The 16096-nt window shown below is 72.5% G+C and carries 13 protein-coding genes; 3 read left to right on the forward strand and 10 right to left on the reverse strand.

Annotation, left to right across the window (positions count from 1 at the left end; all coding sequences use genetic code 11):
* Nucleotides 1-84: 84 nt before the first annotated feature.
* Both ACLF5H_RS29055 and ACLF5H_RS29060 read right to left on the reverse strand, forming a co-directional pair.
* Nucleotides 85-2109 carry a phosphocholine-specific phospholipase C gene (locus ACLF5H_RS29055; RefSeq protein WP_421678955.1) on the reverse strand — a complete coding sequence of 675 codons (2025 nt, stop codon included), beginning with the start codon at nucleotides 2107-2109 and terminating at the stop codon, nucleotides 85-87.
* Nucleotides 2110-2260: 151 nt separating this feature from the next.
* The gene (locus tag ACLF5H_RS29060) at nucleotides 2261-2674 is read right to left on the reverse strand and encodes an SsgA family sporulation/cell division regulator (protein ID WP_421678956.1); all 414 of its coding nucleotides are present in this window, start codon (nucleotides 2672-2674) and stop codon (nucleotides 2261-2263) included.
* Nucleotides 2675-3037: 363 nt separating this feature from the next.
* On the opposite strand from ACLF5H_RS29060, the gene ACLF5H_RS29065 reads away from it, so the two are divergent.
* Entirely contained in the window at nucleotides 3038-4483 is a 1446-nt protein-coding gene (locus ACLF5H_RS29065; protein ID WP_421678957.1) for a PP2C family protein-serine/threonine phosphatase, read from the forward strand.
* Nucleotides 4484-4559: 76 nt separating this feature from the next.
* On the opposite strand, the gene ACLF5H_RS29070 is transcribed toward ACLF5H_RS29065, so the two are convergent.
* Nucleotides 4560-6053 (reverse strand): hypothetical protein, encoded by a 1494-nt coding sequence (locus tag ACLF5H_RS29070; RefSeq protein WP_421678958.1) that lies wholly within the window; start codon nucleotides 6051-6053, stop codon nucleotides 4560-4562.
* A 246-nt stretch (nucleotides 6054-6299) separates the two neighbouring features.
* Between ACLF5H_RS29070 and ACLF5H_RS29075 the strand changes: the two genes are divergently transcribed.
* A complete protein-coding gene (locus ACLF5H_RS29075; RefSeq protein WP_421678959.1) occupies nucleotides 6300-7442 on the forward strand; it encodes an aminoglycoside phosphotransferase family protein in 1143 nt (380 codons plus the stop codon).
* 415 nt (nucleotides 7443-7857) lie between these two features.
* The gene (locus ACLF5H_RS29080; protein ID WP_421678960.1) at nucleotides 7858-9828 is read left to right on the forward strand and encodes an N-acetylmuramoyl-L-alanine amidase; all 1971 of its coding nucleotides are present in this window, start codon (nucleotides 7858-7860) and stop codon (nucleotides 9826-9828) included.
* 13 nt (nucleotides 9829-9841) lie between these two features.
* On the opposite strand, the gene ACLF5H_RS29085 is transcribed toward ACLF5H_RS29080, so the two are convergent.
* The 7 genes from ACLF5H_RS29085 to ACLF5H_RS29115 all read right to left on the reverse strand — a co-directional run bounded on the left by ACLF5H_RS29085 (nucleotide 9842) and on the right by ACLF5H_RS29115 (nucleotide 16006).
* On the reverse strand, nucleotides 9842-10339 hold the full coding sequence (locus ACLF5H_RS29085; RefSeq protein ID WP_085563193.1) for a hypothetical protein: 498 nt from the start codon (nucleotides 10337-10339) through the stop codon (nucleotides 9842-9844).
* 327 nt (nucleotides 10340-10666) lie between these two features.
* On the reverse strand, nucleotides 10667-11566 hold the full coding sequence (locus ACLF5H_RS29090) for a universal stress protein (RefSeq protein WP_421678961.1): 900 nt from the start codon (nucleotides 11564-11566) through the stop codon (nucleotides 10667-10669).
* Nucleotides 11567-11713: 147 nt separating this feature from the next.
* On the reverse strand, nucleotides 11714-11956 hold the full coding sequence (locus ACLF5H_RS29095; protein ID WP_085563191.1) for a DUF397 domain-containing protein: 243 nt from the start codon (nucleotides 11954-11956) through the stop codon (nucleotides 11714-11716).
* A gap of 83 nt (nucleotides 11957-12039) precedes the next feature.
* Nucleotides 12040-13206: a thiolase domain-containing protein gene (locus ACLF5H_RS29100; RefSeq protein ID WP_421678962.1), complete on the reverse strand. Its 1167-nt coding sequence runs from the start codon at nucleotides 13204-13206 to the stop codon at nucleotides 12040-12042.
* Entirely contained in the window at nucleotides 13203-14252 is a 1050-nt protein-coding gene (locus ACLF5H_RS29105; RefSeq protein WP_421678963.1) for a thiolase domain-containing protein, read from the reverse strand. Before ACLF5H_RS29105 ends, ACLF5H_RS29100 begins: the two co-directional genes overlap by 4 nt.
* A complete protein-coding gene (locus ACLF5H_RS29110) occupies nucleotides 14249-15190 on the reverse strand; it encodes a Zn-ribbon domain-containing OB-fold protein (protein ID WP_421678964.1) in 942 nt (313 codons plus the stop codon). Before ACLF5H_RS29110 ends, ACLF5H_RS29105 begins: the two co-directional genes overlap by 4 nt.
* 15 nt (nucleotides 15191-15205) lie before the next feature.
* Nucleotides 15206-16006 (reverse strand): crotonase/enoyl-CoA hydratase family protein, encoded by an 801-nt coding sequence (locus ACLF5H_RS29115; RefSeq protein WP_421678965.1) that lies wholly within the window; start codon nucleotides 16004-16006, stop codon nucleotides 15206-15208.
* Nucleotides 16007-16096: the final 90 nt, after the last annotated feature.

Consider the following 16096-nt stretch of genomic DNA (forward strand, 5'->3'; position numbering starts at 1 on the left):
GCCCCCGCGTCCCTTGAGCACGCGCTCCCCCGCCGACGTACGCCGCGCGCGATCGTCGGCGTGAGGGAGCGCGCGCTTGTCGGCTCAGCCGCTGACGCTGGCGGCGCCCGTCTCCAGGTGTCCGGTGAACCGGCGCGACCAGGTCGAGTCGGAGTCCACGGTGATCGTGAAGTCGTACCAGCCGTTGTTGTACGCGACCGCGTTGAAGAAGTCCTCCGTCGAGGCGCCGGCGGCGACGGTGTACGTCCAGGGGCCGTCGGAGCGGTAGTGGTTGGAGGTGATGGTGAACTTCACCGACGACGAGCCGGAGTTGGCCATCTTGAAGTAGAGGGCGAGCTTCCCGGTACCCGGCTCGGTCGCGTAACGGGTGCTCACCTCCGCGGACTTGCCCGCCTTGGTGGCGTCGCCCTGGAAGCGGCGCAGGAAGCGGTTGGGGCCGACCATCGACAGGTCGTACTTGCCGTCGCCGTAGCCCGAGCCGATGTTGAAGTAGTCGGTGGCGGTGCCGCCCGCGTCCACCGTGTACTGCCAGGGGGTGGTGTCCCGGTAGGCGTTGGGGTGGATGGAGAAGTGGGCCGCGCGGGAGGCGGGGCCGCCCTGGTTGGTCATGACGAACCAGGCGAGCGTCTTGCCGCCCGCGTCGAACTCCAAACGGTCCAGGTAGCCGCCCGGCTGGTACGGCAGCGCGCGGGCCGGGCGGGTGCCGGACTCCTGGGCGGGCAACGCGTTGTCGGTCGGTACCGGGTTGGGCAGCGAGGTGCAGTTGTCGATGCCGATGACGCTGGTCGCGGGCAGCGGCACCGCGCCCTTGACCGGGTGGGCGAAGTCGAACACACCGGTGAGGTCGCCGCTCACCCTGCGCCGCCAGTCGCTGATGTTGGGGCACTTCGCGGGCGTGCCGAGGGCGGCCGTCCAGGACTCCAGGAAGCGCAGCACCGAGGTGTGCTCGAAGACCTCCGAGGAGACCCAGCCGCCGCGCGTCCAGGGCGAGATGACGATCATCGGCACCCGGAACCCGAAGCCGATCGGCACCCCGTTGAGGAACTCGTCGGCCGTGCCGGAGGGCGGGGACGGCGGGGGCACATGGTCGAAGTAGCCGTCGTTCTCGTCGTAGTTGAGGAACATGACGGTGGAGTCGAAGACGTCCTCGTCGGCGGCGAGGGCCTGGTAGACGAGGTTGACGAAGTGGGCGCCGTCGCCGGGCGGGGCGTAGGGGTGCTCGGAGAACGCCTGGTTGGCCACCACCCAGGAGACCTGCGGGAGGGTGCCCGCCTGTACGTCGGCCTTGATGGCGGCGGCGATGTCGTCCGGGGTGGAGCCGGTCACCTTCGGCACCGAGGACATGCCCCGGTCGTACAGCGGGTCGCCCGCCTTGGCGCCCGCGAACGTGCTGAAGTACGCGCAGGCGTTGTCGCCGTAGTTGTCCGCGGCGTTCTGGTAGACCTTCCAGCTCACCCCGGCGGCCTGCAGCGACTCGGCGTAGGTCTGCCAGGTGAGGCCGGACTCGTCGCCGCCGTCGTTGCTGGAGGAGTCGACCTTGCCGCTCCACAGGTAGGTGCGGTTGGGTCCGGTGGCGCTCAGCGTGGAGCAGAAGTAGGCGTCGCAGATGGTGTAGTTGTCGGCGAGCGCGTAGTGGAAGGGGATGTCGGAGCGGTCCAGGTAGCCGAGCGAGCGGACGTTGCCGACACCCAGGACCCAGTTGTCCAGGCGGCCCTTGTTCCAGGCGGAGTGCTGCGAGGACCAGGAGTGCGGCAGGTCGCCGTTGCACTGCGCGAGGGTCTCGCCGTCCTTGCCGAACACCGACGGGGTGGAGCTGAGCTTCCACGGGTACTGACGGGAGAGCAGGTTCGGCTGGTTGAAGACGGAGTAGTTGCCGCTGAGGGTGATGCCGCTGCGGTCGTCGAAGCCGCGCACGCCCTTGAGGCGGCCGAAGTAGTGGTCGAAGCTGCGGTTCTCCTGCATCAGAATCACCACGTGCTTGACGTCCTTGATCGTGCCGGTCGCCGTGGTGGCGGCCGCCGCGGTGGTGCGCGTGGTGGCGCCCAGCGCCACTCCCGCCGCCACGGATGCGCCCAGCCCCACGAAGCCCCTTCGGCTGATCGGTGTCATTCGTCCGTCCTCGGTCACGGGAGTGCCCCTGCGGCACACCGCGGGCCAGGGTGCCCGCGCCGGTCGTCGGCGTCCATACCCGTGCGGTGAGGCGAAGATGAACAATATTCAAAACCGGCCGGGGCTCACCGGGACAACTCCGGCGGACGCCTCACACCCCTCCGAACAGCGCGTTCAGCCCCCGCTCCACCACGGTCTCCATGTCCTCCTGGCCGGCCGCGACCACCTCGTAGCTGCGCAGCAGGAAGCGGCGCAGGGTCGAGGTGGGGAACTGGAGCAGGGCGAGACCGAAGGGCGAGTGGAACTCCAGGACGGTCCGGGTGCGGCCGTAGGGCCAGATCTGCACATCGCCGTGTCCGGCCGGGGTGCGCAGTCCCTGGTCGAGCAGGGAGCGCGCGAAGGTCCAGCTGACGTCCTCGCCCTCCAGCGCCGCCTCGGCCGGGAAGTCGACGAAGACGGCGAGCGGGTCGCCCGTGGTGTAGCGCAGGATGGCCGTGAGCGGGATCTCCTGGTCCTCGGCGGTCACGAGCCGGGCGAGGGCGGGCAGTTCGATGGTGGTCTCCATGCCTTTATGGAGTCCGGAGCGGCCCTTCGCATGGCGTCAAATCCGGTCAGAGTTCGATGGGTACAGGCCGGTCCCGAACAGCGGGGAACGCATGGCCGTCGAACAGACGGTTGACTGCCTGGTCCGGGGGTCTGGACGAAGGACCGCCGAGTCCGTCAACTCCCGTAGATTGTCTACGACTTGATCGTCTCACCGGGCATTCCGCGAGCGCTCGGGGATCGGTTCGGGAAGACTCTGGCATATGCCAGAAGCACCACCGTATCGTGTGTTGCCAAATCCCTTACGGGGCGTCCCGCGCTGTGCGAGAGTCGTTACGGTCCCCGTCCCGCCCGGCCCTGCCGTCCCCCTCGTTCGGAGTGCGAAATGCCGTCATCGGTCTCCGCGGACCGCCCAGCCGCACAGCCGCCCGGGCACGACCCGGTCGAGGCGTTGATCACGCAGGCGCGGCGGCTCAAGGGCGACGTGGACGCGGTACGGCGGGACGTCCGCTGCGACGACATGGACCCCGAGGAGCGCTGGCAGCGCGCCCTGTACGACCTGGCGCTGCACCAACTGGACGATTTAGACGCCCACTTGGCACAGCTGCGCAACGGACCCGCGCCCCTGCCCCCGGCCGCCGAACCCCCGGAGCCCGCCGAGGCGCCCGCCGTCCGCCCGGCCCCCGTCGGCGCCCCGCGCGGCGCGCTGCTCAGCCGGGTCGGCAGCGCGGAGTGGAACCTGCTCACCGACGAGGCGTCCTGGTCCGGCGAGTTGTACCGGATCCTCGGCCGCGACCCCGCCCTGCCCGCCCTCACCCTGGACGAACTGCCCTCGCTGGTCGTGGAGGAGGACCGTCCGAAGCTGACCTCGATGGTCACGGACTGTCTGATCGACGGCCGCCCGATCGACGGCGAGTTCCGGGTGCGCCGCCCCGACGGCTCCGTGCGCAGCGTGCACATGATGGGCGAGCCGGTGCTCGGCGCCGACGGCGGCACCGTCTCGATGTGGGCCGTGCTGCGCGATGTCAGCACGCTGCGCCGCAGTCGGCGCACGGTGCGCGAGACGCATGACTCGCTGCACAGGCACCGCCAGCGGGAGCAGACCGAGCGCCGGGTCGCCACCGAGCTCCAGGAGGCCGTGCTGCCGCCCTGGCGCGGCTCCCTGCGCCCCCCGCACCAGGGCCCGCGCACCCTGGACCTCGCCGCGCACCGGCTGCCCGCGGACGGCGGGACACCGATCGGCGGGGACTGGTACGACGCCCTGGAGCTGGCCGACGGCGAGACGCTGCTCAGCGTCGGCGACCTCACCGGGCACGGGGTCGCCGTCGCCTCCGGCATGGCGACCCTGCTCGGCGCGGTGCGCGGCATGGCCATGACCGGCACCCAGCCCGGCCAACTCCTCTCCCTGCTCAACCAGTTGCTCGACGCCACGGTGCAGCCCGCCCTCGGCAGCGCCGTCTGCGCCCGCTACCGGCCCGCCAGCCGGACCCTGGTCTGGGGGCAGGCGGGACACCCCGCCCCGCTGCTGTTCCGCGACGGGACGGGGCGCGCGCTCGACGCCCCCGAGGGTGTGCTGCTCGGCGCCACCTCGGGCGCCGTCTACGGGCAGGCCGAGGTGAACCTCGTACCGGGCGACCTGCTCCTGCTGCACACCGAGGGGCTGGTACCCGGGCACAGCCGGACGGCGGCCGTGGACCGGTTGCTGGGCCTCGCCCCACGGTTCGACGACGCCCGGGACGCACAGGACTGCGTGCGGGCGCTCGTGGAGGAGTTCGGCGGGGCCGGACGGGTGGACGACGCGTGTGTGCTCGTCGCCAGGGTCACCGCCTGAGCCGACACCCGTGGACATGACCGGACGTCGGATACGCCGACCGGTGTGAAAGTGAGAGAACGCGGCGCGCGAACCCCTACGCCTGCGCGCTGCTCGCGCCCTTGCTCCTCGGCTTGGGCAGGGCGAGCCTGATCTCCTCCCGCAGTTCATGGATCTTCGGGTATCCGGCGTACTCCGCGGTGAGCCGGTACATCTGGCGCAGCCGGTCCCAGGTGCGGCGCGAGGAGTTCGCGCCCATCGACATCAGCGCGAGCCGCGCGTAGCGGTCGGCCTGTTCGGGGTCGTCGGCGATGAAGCAGGCCGACGCCATGGAGAGATGGTCGAAGATCTTCGAGCGCTCCCGGCCGTCGATCCGCAGGGCCAGGGCCCGGTCCGCGAAGTGCTGGGCGTGCACGGCCGCGTCCGGGTCGAACTCGGCCAGCGTGCGGTAGGCCAGGGCCTGCATGCCGTACAGGTCCTCGGCCTTGAAGGTCTGCATCCAGTCGAGGGGTTCGCCGTCGCCCCGGTCGGCCACGAACAGGTCCTCCGCCTGTCCAAGGGTGCGGCGCATCGCCTGGCCCTTGCCCATCGCCGCCTGCGCCCAGGCCTCGATGGTGTGGAACATCGCCTTCGTACGCGGCTGGAGGCGCTCGCCCGCGCCGGACTGGGCGAGCTTCATCAGGTCCAGCGCGTCGCCTGGCCGGCCCAGGTGGACCATCTGGCGGGCCGCCCGGGACAGCGCCTCCCCGGCGCGCGGCCGGTCACCGCCCTCCCGGGCGGCGTGCGCCGCGATGACGAAGTACTTCTGTGCCGTGGGCTCCAGGCCGACGTCATGGGACATCCAGCCCGCGAGGACGGCCAGATTGGCGGCGACGCCCCACAGGCGCCGCTGGAGGTGGGGTGGATGGCGGTAGGCAAGCATGCCGCCCACCTCGTTGAGCTGGCCCACCACCGCCTTGCGCTGGAGGCCGCCGCCGCGGGCCGCGTCCCAGGCCCGGAACACCTCGACGGAGCGCTCCAGCTCCGCGACCTCCTCCGAGCCGATGGGGGCGGCCTCGTAGCGGTCGAAACCGGCGGGGTCGGGGTGCAGGGGGTCGTCCAGGGCGGGGCCGTCCGCCTTGAGGACCGGGTCGGTGTGCAGCCAGTCGTGCATGGCGCTGCTGAGTGTGGATCCCGCGGCGAGCGCGGCACCCGCGCCCACCAAGCCGCGTCGGTTGAGCATGAGGTCCATTCCCGTGAATTCGGTGAGGACCGCGGCGGTCCGCTCGGGCGCCCACGGCACACCGTCGGGATGTTCCTCGATCCCGTCGCCCTGCCGTTTCCCTGCCCGCCCGTGGCGCACCAGACCGAGGTCCTCGATGGTCACGACACGGCCGAGACGCTCGGTGAACAGAGCCGCCAGCACCCGCGGTACCGGATCGCGCGGGATCTCTCCCATGTCGATCCAGCGCCGGACCCGGGAGGTGTCGGTCGCCAGCTGGGGGTGGCCCATGGCCGCCGCCTGTCTGTTGACCAGTCTCGCGAGTTCGCCCTTCGACCAGCCGGCCAGGCCGAACAGATCGCAAAGGCGGGTGTTGGGTCGTCCGCTCACGTCAAGCCCCCAGGTTCTCGGCTGAGTTGACAGTAGCCCGGTGAGAGTTGCCGGGCGACTATTCGCCAGGGTTCGCCAGGGTGCGCCAGATGGTGTGCCAGGGGCCACCGGGTGTCAGGTAGGAAAGCGCCACCCCGACCCGGTCCCCCCGGGGACATTCCCCAGGGTGTACCCGGGGACCGGGCCGGGTTGACGCGAGGACCTCACAGGCAGGCACCGCAGGCAACGAAGGGATCTGGATCTCCCATGTACGCGGCATCGTCCTCCGTGTCCGCCCCGCTTCGGCCGTTGCGCCCCCGCCCGGCGGGCGGCGGACCGTATCTCGACCCGGCGGTGCGTCCGGGCGGCTCCGTGCTGGGCGCGCCCCGCCCCCGGCGGGTTCCGGGGCAGCCCGTCCCGCCGCTCAGCGGGCGACTGGACCTCTCCGGCCCCCAGGGCGCCCCGCTGCGCACCGCGATCGCCGCGGTGCAGCGGATCTGCCCGGAGTTCGCGCCGGTGCAGGTGCTGCGGCGCAGCGCGCGCTCCGTGCTGTTCGTGGGCACCACCGGGCGCAGCACGGCCGTCGCCAAGTGCCTGCTGGACCACGCGCCGGCATGGGCGGAGCGGAGCCGCCACGAAATAGCCGTATACCGCTCGTTCGTCCGGCACCGGCCCCCGGTCCGGGCGCCCCGGCTGATCGCGGCGGATCCGGACAACTGCACCCTGGTCATCGAGCGGATGCCCGGCCGGGTGGCGGCACTTCAGCGGCATCCGATGGAGGCGCCGCCCCGCGCCGACATCCGCGCGGCGCTGGGCGCGATCTGCCGGGTGAACGCCTGGCGGCCTCCCGCCGGTCTGTTCGACATGCCCCTGGACTACGGCGAACAGATGTCCCGCTACCACGAGTTGGGGCTGCTCACCGACCGGGACCTCGGCGACCTGCAGAAGCTGCTGCACGGCATCGCGCAGGAGGTGGGCCGGGGCGCCATGCTCCAGTTCTGCCACGGCGACGCGCTGCTGTCGAACATCCTGGTGTCCCCGGCGGGCCCGGTCCTGGTGGACTGGGAGCACGCCGGCTGGTACCTGCCGGGCCATGACCTGGCCACGCTGTGGCTGGTGCTCGGTCAGGCCCCGGCGGCGCGGCGGCAGATCAGCCAGATCGCCCAGTCGGCGGGCCCGGCCTCCCGGGACGCCTTCCTGGTGAACCTGATGCTGCTGCTGACCCGCGAGATCCGGCGGTACGAGACGGCCGTCCAGCGCTCGATGCAGGACCCGCCCCCGGCGGCCCCCGGTATGCCCCACCCGGGCGCCGTGCCCTGTGGCGAGGAGCAGCGGCTGCTGCTGCGGCGGCTGCACGACGACTGCCAGATGGCCCGCAAGGCGGTGCGTGCGGCGGTCGGCACGCGCTGACGGGGCGAGGGCCCGCGGTGCGCCAGGAGTGGCGGCGCACCGCGGGGGGGGGGAGGGGGGGGGGGGGGGGGGGTCCCGCGGTGCGCCAGGAGTGGCGGCGCACCGCGGGCCCTCGTGCGTGCGGACGCCATCGCGCGGGCGAATCGTTTCGGCCGGGCGGCGGCGAGCACCTGGCGCCGTACGGCCCACGCCCGGGCGATGTCCGTACGGCCGCGACCAGCGACGCGGCCCATTGGTCTACGCCACTGACGCCCCGCAGGCCCGCCCACCGCCGTCGCGAAACTCGCCGAAACCCGTCGTGACGTGGGAAATCTCCTCGGCGATTGCATCATTGACGGATCGTCGGCCAGCCGATACCACTGACCCAGTTCGGCGCCGCACGCCCCGCCACGCCCGCCCGGCACAGGAGGCCGCATTGCGAGGTTCCGCCCCTGATTCCCCGTCCACGCCCGGCCACAGACATCTGAGGCGGGCCGCCGTACCGCTCGCCGCGGCGGCCCTGCTGCTGCCGCTGTTCGGCGCGGCCCCCGCCCAGAGCGCCCCGGACTCCTCCCCCGACCGGCTGCAGTCGGCGTTCGCCTCCGCGTCCGCCGAGTACCACGTGCCGGAGAGCGTGCTGCTGGCCGTCTCCTATCTCCAGTCCCGCTGGGACTACCACGGCGGCGCGCCCAGCGTCTCCGGCGGCTACGGCCCGATGCACCTCACCGACGCCCGTACCGCGATCGCCGCCACGGAGCACTTCGCCGACGGCACCGAGGACGCGCGCGGCGACAGCTCCCGCCCCGCCCTGCACCCCGGGGCGAAGGTGCCGGCCGACTCCGCGATCCCGGCCCGGCTGAAGACCCTGCCCCAGGCGGCGAAGCTGACCGGCATCCCGGCCGCGAAGCTGCGCACCGACCCGGCGGCGAACATCTCCGGCGGCGCCGCCCTGCTGGCCGCCGCGCAGCAGCGGCTGGGCGAGCCGCTGAGTGCCGACCCGGCCGACTGGTACGGCGCGGTGGCCCGCTTCTCCGGGGCCGACGACACGGCGACCGCGGCGTCGTACGCCAACGATGTGTACGACGTGCTGCACACGGGTGAGCGGCGGACCACGGACGCCGGGCAGCGGGTCGCCCTGGCCGCCGAGCCGGGTCTCGCCCCGGACACCGCGCAGCTGTCCCGGACCGGTCTGCGCACCGTGAAGGACGACGGCGCGGAGTGCCCGAAGTCGGTGTCCTGCGAGTGGCTGCCCGCGGCGTACGCGCAGTTCGGCGACGACGACTACGGCAACCACGACCTCGGCGACCGTCCGGCGTCGCAGGCGATCAAGTACATCGTCATCCATGACACCGAGGGCGCCTGGGACGGGGTCCTGAACCTGATCCAGGACCCGACCTATGTGTCCTGGAACTACACCGTCCGCTCCACCGACGGACTGATCGCCCAGCACGTCAAGGCGAAGGACGTGGCCTGGCACGCGGGTAACTGGGACGTCAACGCGCGCTCGATCGGCATCGAGCACGAGGGCTTCCTGACCGATCCGGACGCCTGGTTCACCGAGGCGATGTACCGGTCCTCGGCGCGGCTGGTGAAGTACCTGTCCAAGCAGTACGGCATTCCGCTGGACCGGCAGCACATCCTGGGCCATGACAATGTGCCCGGACCGACCGCGTCCACCATCGCGGGCATGCACACCGACCCGGGGCCGTACTGGGACTGGGCGCACTACTTCCAGCTGCTCGGCCACCCGTTCAAGAAGACCGCGGGCAAGCGGGGCGGGCTGGTGACCATCAGGCCGGACTACGCCACCAACCAGCCGGCCTACACGGGCTGCGCCGCGGCGGGCGAGCCCTGCGCGGCGCACGCCTCCAGCGAGGTGCGGCTGTACTCGGACCACGATGTGAACGCGCCGCTGATCAAGGACATCGGGCTCGGTACGACGCCGACGATCGACGTCAACGACGTGTCCTCGCGGGCCGCCACCGGCCAGCAGTACGCGGTCGCCGATCACTGGGGTGACTGGACGGCCATCTGGTACCTCGGCCAGAAGGCATGGTTCGAGAACCCGGCGAAGCACCCGACGGCGGTCTCCGCCAAGGGGCTGGTGATCACCCCGAAGGAGGGTCTGACCAGCATCCCGGTGTACGGCCGCGCCTACCCGGAGAAGTCCGCCTATCCGGCGGGGGTGCCCGTCCAGTCGGTGGTGCCGCTGCCGTACACCGTCCCGGCCGGGCAGAAGTACGTGGTCGGTGACGAGATGCCGGGTGAGTACTACTACTCGGTCACCTTCACCCCGGACTCGCACCAGGTGGTGCGGGGCGATGATCTGTACTACGAGATCCAGTACGGCCACCGGGTCGAGTTCGTCCGCGCGGCGGACGTGACCGTGGAGAACTCGGCGAGCTGACCGCTCCCGGGCCTCAGCCCTGCTGGAAAAGCTCCGCCGGGAGCGGCTTCAGCAGGGCGTACAGGTCGTCGGTGATGGGGCGGTCCCAGGCGGCGATGGTCACGAGGACGCCGTCGCTGCGGTCGAACTGCACACAGGAGATCCGGCCCTCGGAGAGCTTCAGCCGGCGCACGATGAGGAGGTTGTCGCCCTGGAGCACCGGGGTGTCCTCGGTGCCGACGACGGTGACCTCCTCGTCGTTCTCCAGCGCCAGCAGCAGCTGGCCCACCTCGAAGGGAATCTCCTCCTCGGCCACCTCGCGGGCCGGGGAGCCCTGCGGCAGATTGCCGATGATCATCGCGGGGCCGCGGCCGCCGAAGAGGTCGTAGCGCAGGAAGACACCCTGGCAGGTGCCGTCGGGCGCGGGCAGCAGACCCGCGCCGAGATTGCCCGGCCAGTCGCCCGGGTCCATGGCCAGCACGTCGAAGTCGGGCCCGGCGGGAGTGGCGCTGCGGCGGCGGAGGAACGACATGCCGCCATGGTACGTGCCCCGGCAGCCCTGAGTGACCTGCGGGCACCCGGTGGTGGAGCGGGCCCAGCCGTGCCGGGAGGGCGGAGAGGCGGGGTACGGGGCGGGCGGTGGAGAGGGCCGGACGGGGCGGGCGTGCCCGGGCCTGCGGTGCTGGGGTGGGCCCCCGTAACCCACCGTCCGCGCACACGAACACACGTACCCGAACGGTGACGCGGGCCCTGACGACGAACCGAACGCGCGCCTGCCGCTGACCCGCACCGGCACCGCACGGGCACCCGCTCCACCCCAGCGGACCGGTGCTCGCCGCACCCCCCTCACCTCATCCGCTCACTCCTCCCCCGGCGTCGGCGGAAGCACCGCGATCGGGGCGGCCGCGTGCAGCAGGACGGCCTGGGTCACGGAGCCCATCATGCGGGCCGGGGCCAGCAGGCGGCGGCGATGGCGGCCGACGACGACCAGTTCGGCGTCGCGGGAGGCGGCCACGAGATTGCCCGCGGCGTCGCCCGGCAGGGCCTCCGAGTCGGCGCGGACGCTCGGGTGGCGTTCGCGGTGCGGGGCGAGGAAGCCCTCGGCGAGCGCCCGGGTCTCGTGCGCGATGGCCTCCTCGTCGGGCATGGGCGGCACCAACTGGCCCGGCGCCGACCAGGTCTGCAGGGGCCATGGGTAGGCGGCGATCGCCTGCACCCGGGCGCCGCGCAGGGCCGCCTCGGTGAAGGCGAAGGAGAGGGTGGCCTCGTCGGGGCTGTCGACGTTCACGCCCACCACCACCCGGGGTCCGGGCTCGGCCGGGCCCTCGCCGTGCACCTCACGGTCGGGCGGGGGTACGACGACCACCGGGCACTCGGCGTCCCGCGCGGCGGCCAGGCTGTTGGAGCCGAGCAGCAGGCTGGCGAAGCCGCCGCGCCCCCGGGAGCCGAGCACCATCAGCTGGGCGTCGACGCCCAGTTCGGGCAGCACCGCGCCGGGCGCGCCCTCCAGCGCGATGTACTCCACGGTCTCGGGCGCGTGGCCCGCGAGCCGGGCACGCACCTCGTCGAGCACGGGGTCGCCCTCCTCCTCGGGCGGCCCGGCCACCAGGACGTCGGTCTGCCCCCAGGCGGCGTACTGGCGGACATGGACCACCCGCAGCGGTGCCGCACGGCGACGGGCGGCGTCCGCCGCCCACTCCATCGCGCGCAGACTGTCCTCGGAACCGTCCACCGCGGCGATCACCGGCGCAGCGCTCATGCTTCCTCACCTCCGGAACACGACCTTCTCCCTTGCTGGGGCCAGCCTCCATCAGGCATCGGCCCCGGCAGGGCGCTGTAGGTCGCGTGTCCGGAAATCGGCGCGCAACACCCCCGGTTCAGATCAGGCCCGCGGTCCGGGCCTGCCTCAGGTGAGGTCGAACTCCCCTTCCCGCGCGCCGGAGACGAAGGCGCCCCACTCCGCGGGGGTGAAGATCAGGGAGGGGCTCTCCGGCCGCTCGCTGTTGCGCATCGCGATGAAGCCCTCGACGAAGGCGATCTGGACATCGCCCTTGCCTCGGCTGCTGGACTGCCACTCGGCCTCGCTGAGGTCCAGGTCCGGCTTGTCCCATCCCTTGAGCGGCATGTGCTGGGTGGTGCTCTCGGCCACGTCCGTGCTCCTCCCGGTGTCGTCGTCCGCGGGTCAGCCTAGCGACCGCTCCCGGTGCCCAACAGCCCACGTGGGGAGGACGTTCAGCGCTCCGGCGGTTCGGCGCCGACCAGCCACATGGCGAAGAACTGCGATCCGCCGCCGTACGCGTGCCCGAGCGCCTTCCTGGCCCCCGGCACCTGGTGCTCCCCGGCCTGGCCGCGTACCTGGAGGGCGGCCTCGGCGAAGCGGAGCATGCCGGAGGCGCCGATGGGGTTGGTGGAGAGCACCCCGCCCGACATGTTGACGGGGAGGTCGCCGTCGAGCGCGGTCACCCCGGCCTCGGTGAGCTTCCAGCCCTCGCCCTCCTCGGCGAAGCCCAGGTTCTCCAGCCACATGGGCTCGTACCAGGAGAACGGTACGTACATCTCGACGGCGTCGATGTCCCGGCGCGGGTCGGTGATCCCGGCCTGCCGGTAGACGTCGGCGGCGCAGTCCCGGCCGGCCCGCGGGGAGACGAAGTCCTTGCCCGCGAACAGGGTGGGTTCGCTGCGCATGGCGCCGCCGAGCAGCCAGGCGGGCGGGCGGGGCGCGCGGGCGGCTCCGGCGCGGTCGGTGAGCACCATGGCGCAGGCGCCGTCGGAGGAGGGACAGGTCTCGGAGTAGCGGACGGGGTCCCAGAGCATCGGCGCCGCCATCACCTTCTCCAGGGTGATGTCGTGTTCGTGCAGGTGGGCGTACGGGTTCTTGAGGGCGTTGCGCCGGTCCTTGTGGGCGACCAGCGCGCCGACGGTGTCGGGGGCGCCGCTGCGCCGCATGTAGGCGCGCACATGCGGGGCGAAGAAGCCGCCCGCCCCGGCGAGCAGGGGCTGCTGGAAGGGGATCGGCAGGGACAGCCCCCACATGGCGTTGGACTCGGACTGCTTCTCGAAGGCGACGGTGAGGACGGTGCCGTGCAGCCGGGCGGCGACGAGGTTCGCGGCGACCAGCGCGGTGGAGCCGCCGACGGAGCCCGCGGTGTGCACGCGCAGCACCGGTCTGCCGACGGCGCCGAGGGCGTCGGCGAGGTACAGCTCGGGCATCATCACGCCCTCGAAGAAGTCGGGCGCCTTGCCGATGACCACGGCGTCGATGTCGGACCAGTCCAACTCGGCGTCGTCCAGAGCGCGTTGGGCCGCCTCACGGACGAGCCCGGCGAGCGAGACGTCGCGCCGGGCGGCCGCGTGCTTGCTCTGACCGATGCCGACGACGGCCACGGGCTCCTTGCTCATCGCGGATCCCCTTCGAGTACGGCGACCAGGTTCTGCTGGAGGCAGGGGCCGGAGGTGGCGTGCGCGAGGGCACGATCGGAGGCGCCCCGGTGGATGCGGGCGGCGGCCTCGCCGATGCGGATGAGTCCGGCGGCCATGACGGGGTTGGCGGCGAGGGCCCCGCCGGAGGGGTTGACGCACACGTCGTCGCCGAGGCGCAGCGCGGTGCGCAGGACGACTTCCTGGGAGCTGAAGGGCGCGTGCAACTCGGCGGTGTCCAGCGGCTGTTCGAAGGCGCCGGCCCGCTCGGCGGCGAGCCGGGTGGACGGGGAGTCGGTCAAGTCCCGTACGCCGAGGGCGTGGGGCTCGACGCGATGGTCCAGGCCCCGGATCCAGGCGGGCCGCTCGCACAGTTCACGGGCCCGGTCGTCCGCGGCGAGGATCACCGCGGCGGCGCCGTCGCCGATCGGCGGGCAGTCGCCGGTGCGCAGCGGCCGTACGACGTAATCGCCTTGTGGGACGGGGCCGTTGAGCTGGGCGTGCGGGTTGGTGGTGGCGGCGGCGCGGCTGCGGGCGCCGATGGCGGCGAGGGCATCCTCGTCGGTGGCCCCGGCGTCGATCAGGGCCTGCGCCTGGAGCGCGGCGAGGGCGACCGAGTCGGGCCACAGCGGGGCCAGGTAGTAGGGGTCGAGCTGCCGGGTGAGCACATCGCGCAGCGAGCCGGGCGAGGACTTGCCGTAGGCGTAGACGAGGGCGGTGTCGGCGTCCCCGGTGAGCAGCTTGGACCATGCCTCGTACAGGGCGAAGGCGCCGTCCATCTCCACATGGGACTCGGAGATCGGGGGCCAGGCGCCCACGCCGTCGAGGGTCATGGTGAAGGAGAAGGCGCGCCCGGCGAGGTAGTCGCTGGAGCCGGAGCAGGTGAAGCCGATGTCGGCGGTCTTCAGGCCGGTGCGCGCGAGGACCTCGTGCAGGACCGGCATCAGCATCTCGACCTCGGACAGTTCGTCCGTGGTGCGCCGGTGGTCGCTCTGCGCGAAGGCGACGACCGCGATCCGCCGGGTCACAGCAGCTCCTTGTAGGTGTCGTAGTCGGCGTCGGGTTCGCCGGTGGGGCGGTAGTGGTCGGGGTGCAAGGCGCCCTCGGCCCACACCGGTTCCACCCGCAGGCCCATGCGCACCCGGTCGTAGGGGATGCCGCCGATCCGGGCGTGCAGGGCGAGGTCGGCGCCGTCGAGGGCGATGTGCGCGTAGACGTAGGGCACGTCGATGTCGAGGTTGCGCGCCTTGATGTTGACGACGCAGTAGGTGGTGACGGTGCCGCGCGGGCCCACCTCGACCTGTTCGGTGGTGGCGATGCCGCAGGTGGGGCAGGCGCCGCGGGGCGGGACGTAGACCTTGCGGCAGCCGGGGCAGCGTTCGCCGACGATTCTCCGCTCGGCCAGTGAGTCGAGGTGGTCGGACTGGGCGCGGCCGGGTGTGTAGGTGTAGTCGAGCCGGGCGGGGGCGACGATGCCGGTGACCGGCTTCTCGAACTCGCCGGTGTACGGGGCGGGTTGCTCCGGGGGGCCCTCGTACGGCTCGAAGCAGGCGATGTCGGTGATGGCGCCGGTGCGTTCGGCGGACCAGCGGACGCGGACCCGCATGCCGGTGCGGACGGCGTCGGGGCCGGGGGCGTCGAGGGCGCCCAGCAGGGCGGTGTCGGCGCCGTCGAGGCGGACCAGGGCCCAGGCGAAGGGGCCGGGGAGGGGCTGGCCGGGGCGGGGGGCGTGGTTCCAGGCCCAGGTGGTGACCGTGCCGGTGGCGGCGACGGGCACCAGGTCGTGGAGTTCCTCGGCGGTGTCGGGGTCGTACTCGGCGGGCGGCACGAGGACGCGTCCGGCGGTGGTGCGCACGCCGAGGACGACGCGTTTGCGCAGGCCGGTGAGGAAGGCGCGCTGGACGGGGCCGAGGGAGCGGGTGAAGGGGAATTCGAGGACGAGGGGCGCTTTGCGGACGTCGGGCATCGGGGGCTCCTCGGATCAGGCGCGCTGGAAGTCGGGGGGCCGTTTCTCCGCGAAGGCGCGGGCGCCTTCCTTGGCGTCGGCGGTGGCGAAGATCGGCCAGCCGCGGGCCAGTTCGGCGGCAAGGCCCTCGGCCTCGGTCATCTCGGCACTCTCGTACACGGAGGCCTTCACGGCCTCGACGGCGAGCGGGCCGCACGCGTTGATCCGCTCGGCGATCTCCAGGGCCGCGCCGAGGGCGGTGCCGTCGGGCACGACATGACCGATCAGGCCGATGTCCGCGGCCTCCCGGGCGCTGTAGGGGCGGCCGGTGAGCAGCATCTCCAGGGCGTGGGTGCGCGGGATCTGGCGTGGCAGGCGCACGGTGGAGCCGCCGATCGGGAAGAGTCCGCGCCGGACCTCGAACAGGCCGAAGGTGGCGGACTCGCCCGCGACCCGGATGTCGGTGCCCTGGAGGATCTCGGTGCCGCCCGCGACGCAATATCCCTCGACGGCGGCGATCACCGGTTTGCGGGGGCGGTGGTGGCGCAGCATCGCCTTCCAGTGCAGGTCGGGGTCGTCCGTCAGCCGGTCGCGGTGCGCCTGGCCCCGCATGCCGTCGCCGGCCAGCGCCTTCAGGTCCATGCCGGAGCAGAAGGAGCCGCCGGAGCCGGTGAGCACGATCGAGCGGACCGTGTCGTCCGCGTCGGCTTCCAGCCAGCCGTCGTAGAGGCCGACGAGCATCGGCAGCGACAGCGCGTTCCTGGCTTCGGGCCGGTCGAGCGTGAGCACCAGGGTGGCGCCCTCGCGTCGCACGGTGAGGTGTTCCGTCCCGCCCATGGGCCTCTCCCCTCGGTTCGGTGAGAACGAGAACAGGTTGCAGGAGACGGCCGGGCACTTCAAGAGTTTTCTGACGCTCAGTCAGTTTCT

The organism is Streptomyces sp. LaBMicrA B280, assembly GCF_049222185.1.
Classification (GTDB): domain Bacteria; phylum Actinomycetota; class Actinomycetes; order Streptomycetales; family Streptomycetaceae; genus Streptomyces; species Streptomyces murinus.

Coding starts and splice junctions, on each gene's coding strand:
- ACLF5H_RS29055 (WP_421678955.1), bottom strand. CDS start 2,109: ATGACACCGATCAGCCGAAGGGGCTTCGTGGGGCTGGGCGCATCCGTG.
- ACLF5H_RS29075 (WP_421678959.1), top strand. CDS start 6,300: ATGTACGCGGCATCGTCCTCCGTGTCCGCCCCGCTTCGGCCGTTGCGC.
- ACLF5H_RS29100 (WP_421678962.1), bottom strand. CDS start 13,206: ATGAGCAAGGAGCCCGTGGCCGTCGTCGGCATCGGTCAGAGCAAGCAC.
- ACLF5H_RS29110 (WP_421678964.1), bottom strand. CDS start 15,190: ATGCCCGACGTCCGCAAAGCGCCCCTCGTCCTCGAATTCCCCTTCACC.
- ACLF5H_RS29085 (WP_085563193.1), bottom strand. CDS start 10,339: ATGTCGTTCCTCCGCCGCCGCAGCGCCACTCCCGCCGGGCCCGACTTC.
- ACLF5H_RS29060 (WP_421678956.1), bottom strand. CDS start 2,674: ATGGAGACCACCATCGAACTGCCCGCCCTCGCCCGGCTCGTGACCGCC.
- ACLF5H_RS29065 (WP_421678957.1), top strand. CDS start 3,038: ATGCCGTCATCGGTCTCCGCGGACCGCCCAGCCGCACAGCCGCCCGGG.
- ACLF5H_RS29115 (WP_421678965.1), bottom strand. CDS start 16,006: ATGGGCGGGACGGAACACCTCACCGTGCGACGCGAGGGCGCCACCCTG.
- ACLF5H_RS29090 (WP_421678961.1), bottom strand. CDS start 11,566: ATGAGCGCTGCGCCGGTGATCGCCGCGGTGGACGGTTCCGAGGACAGT.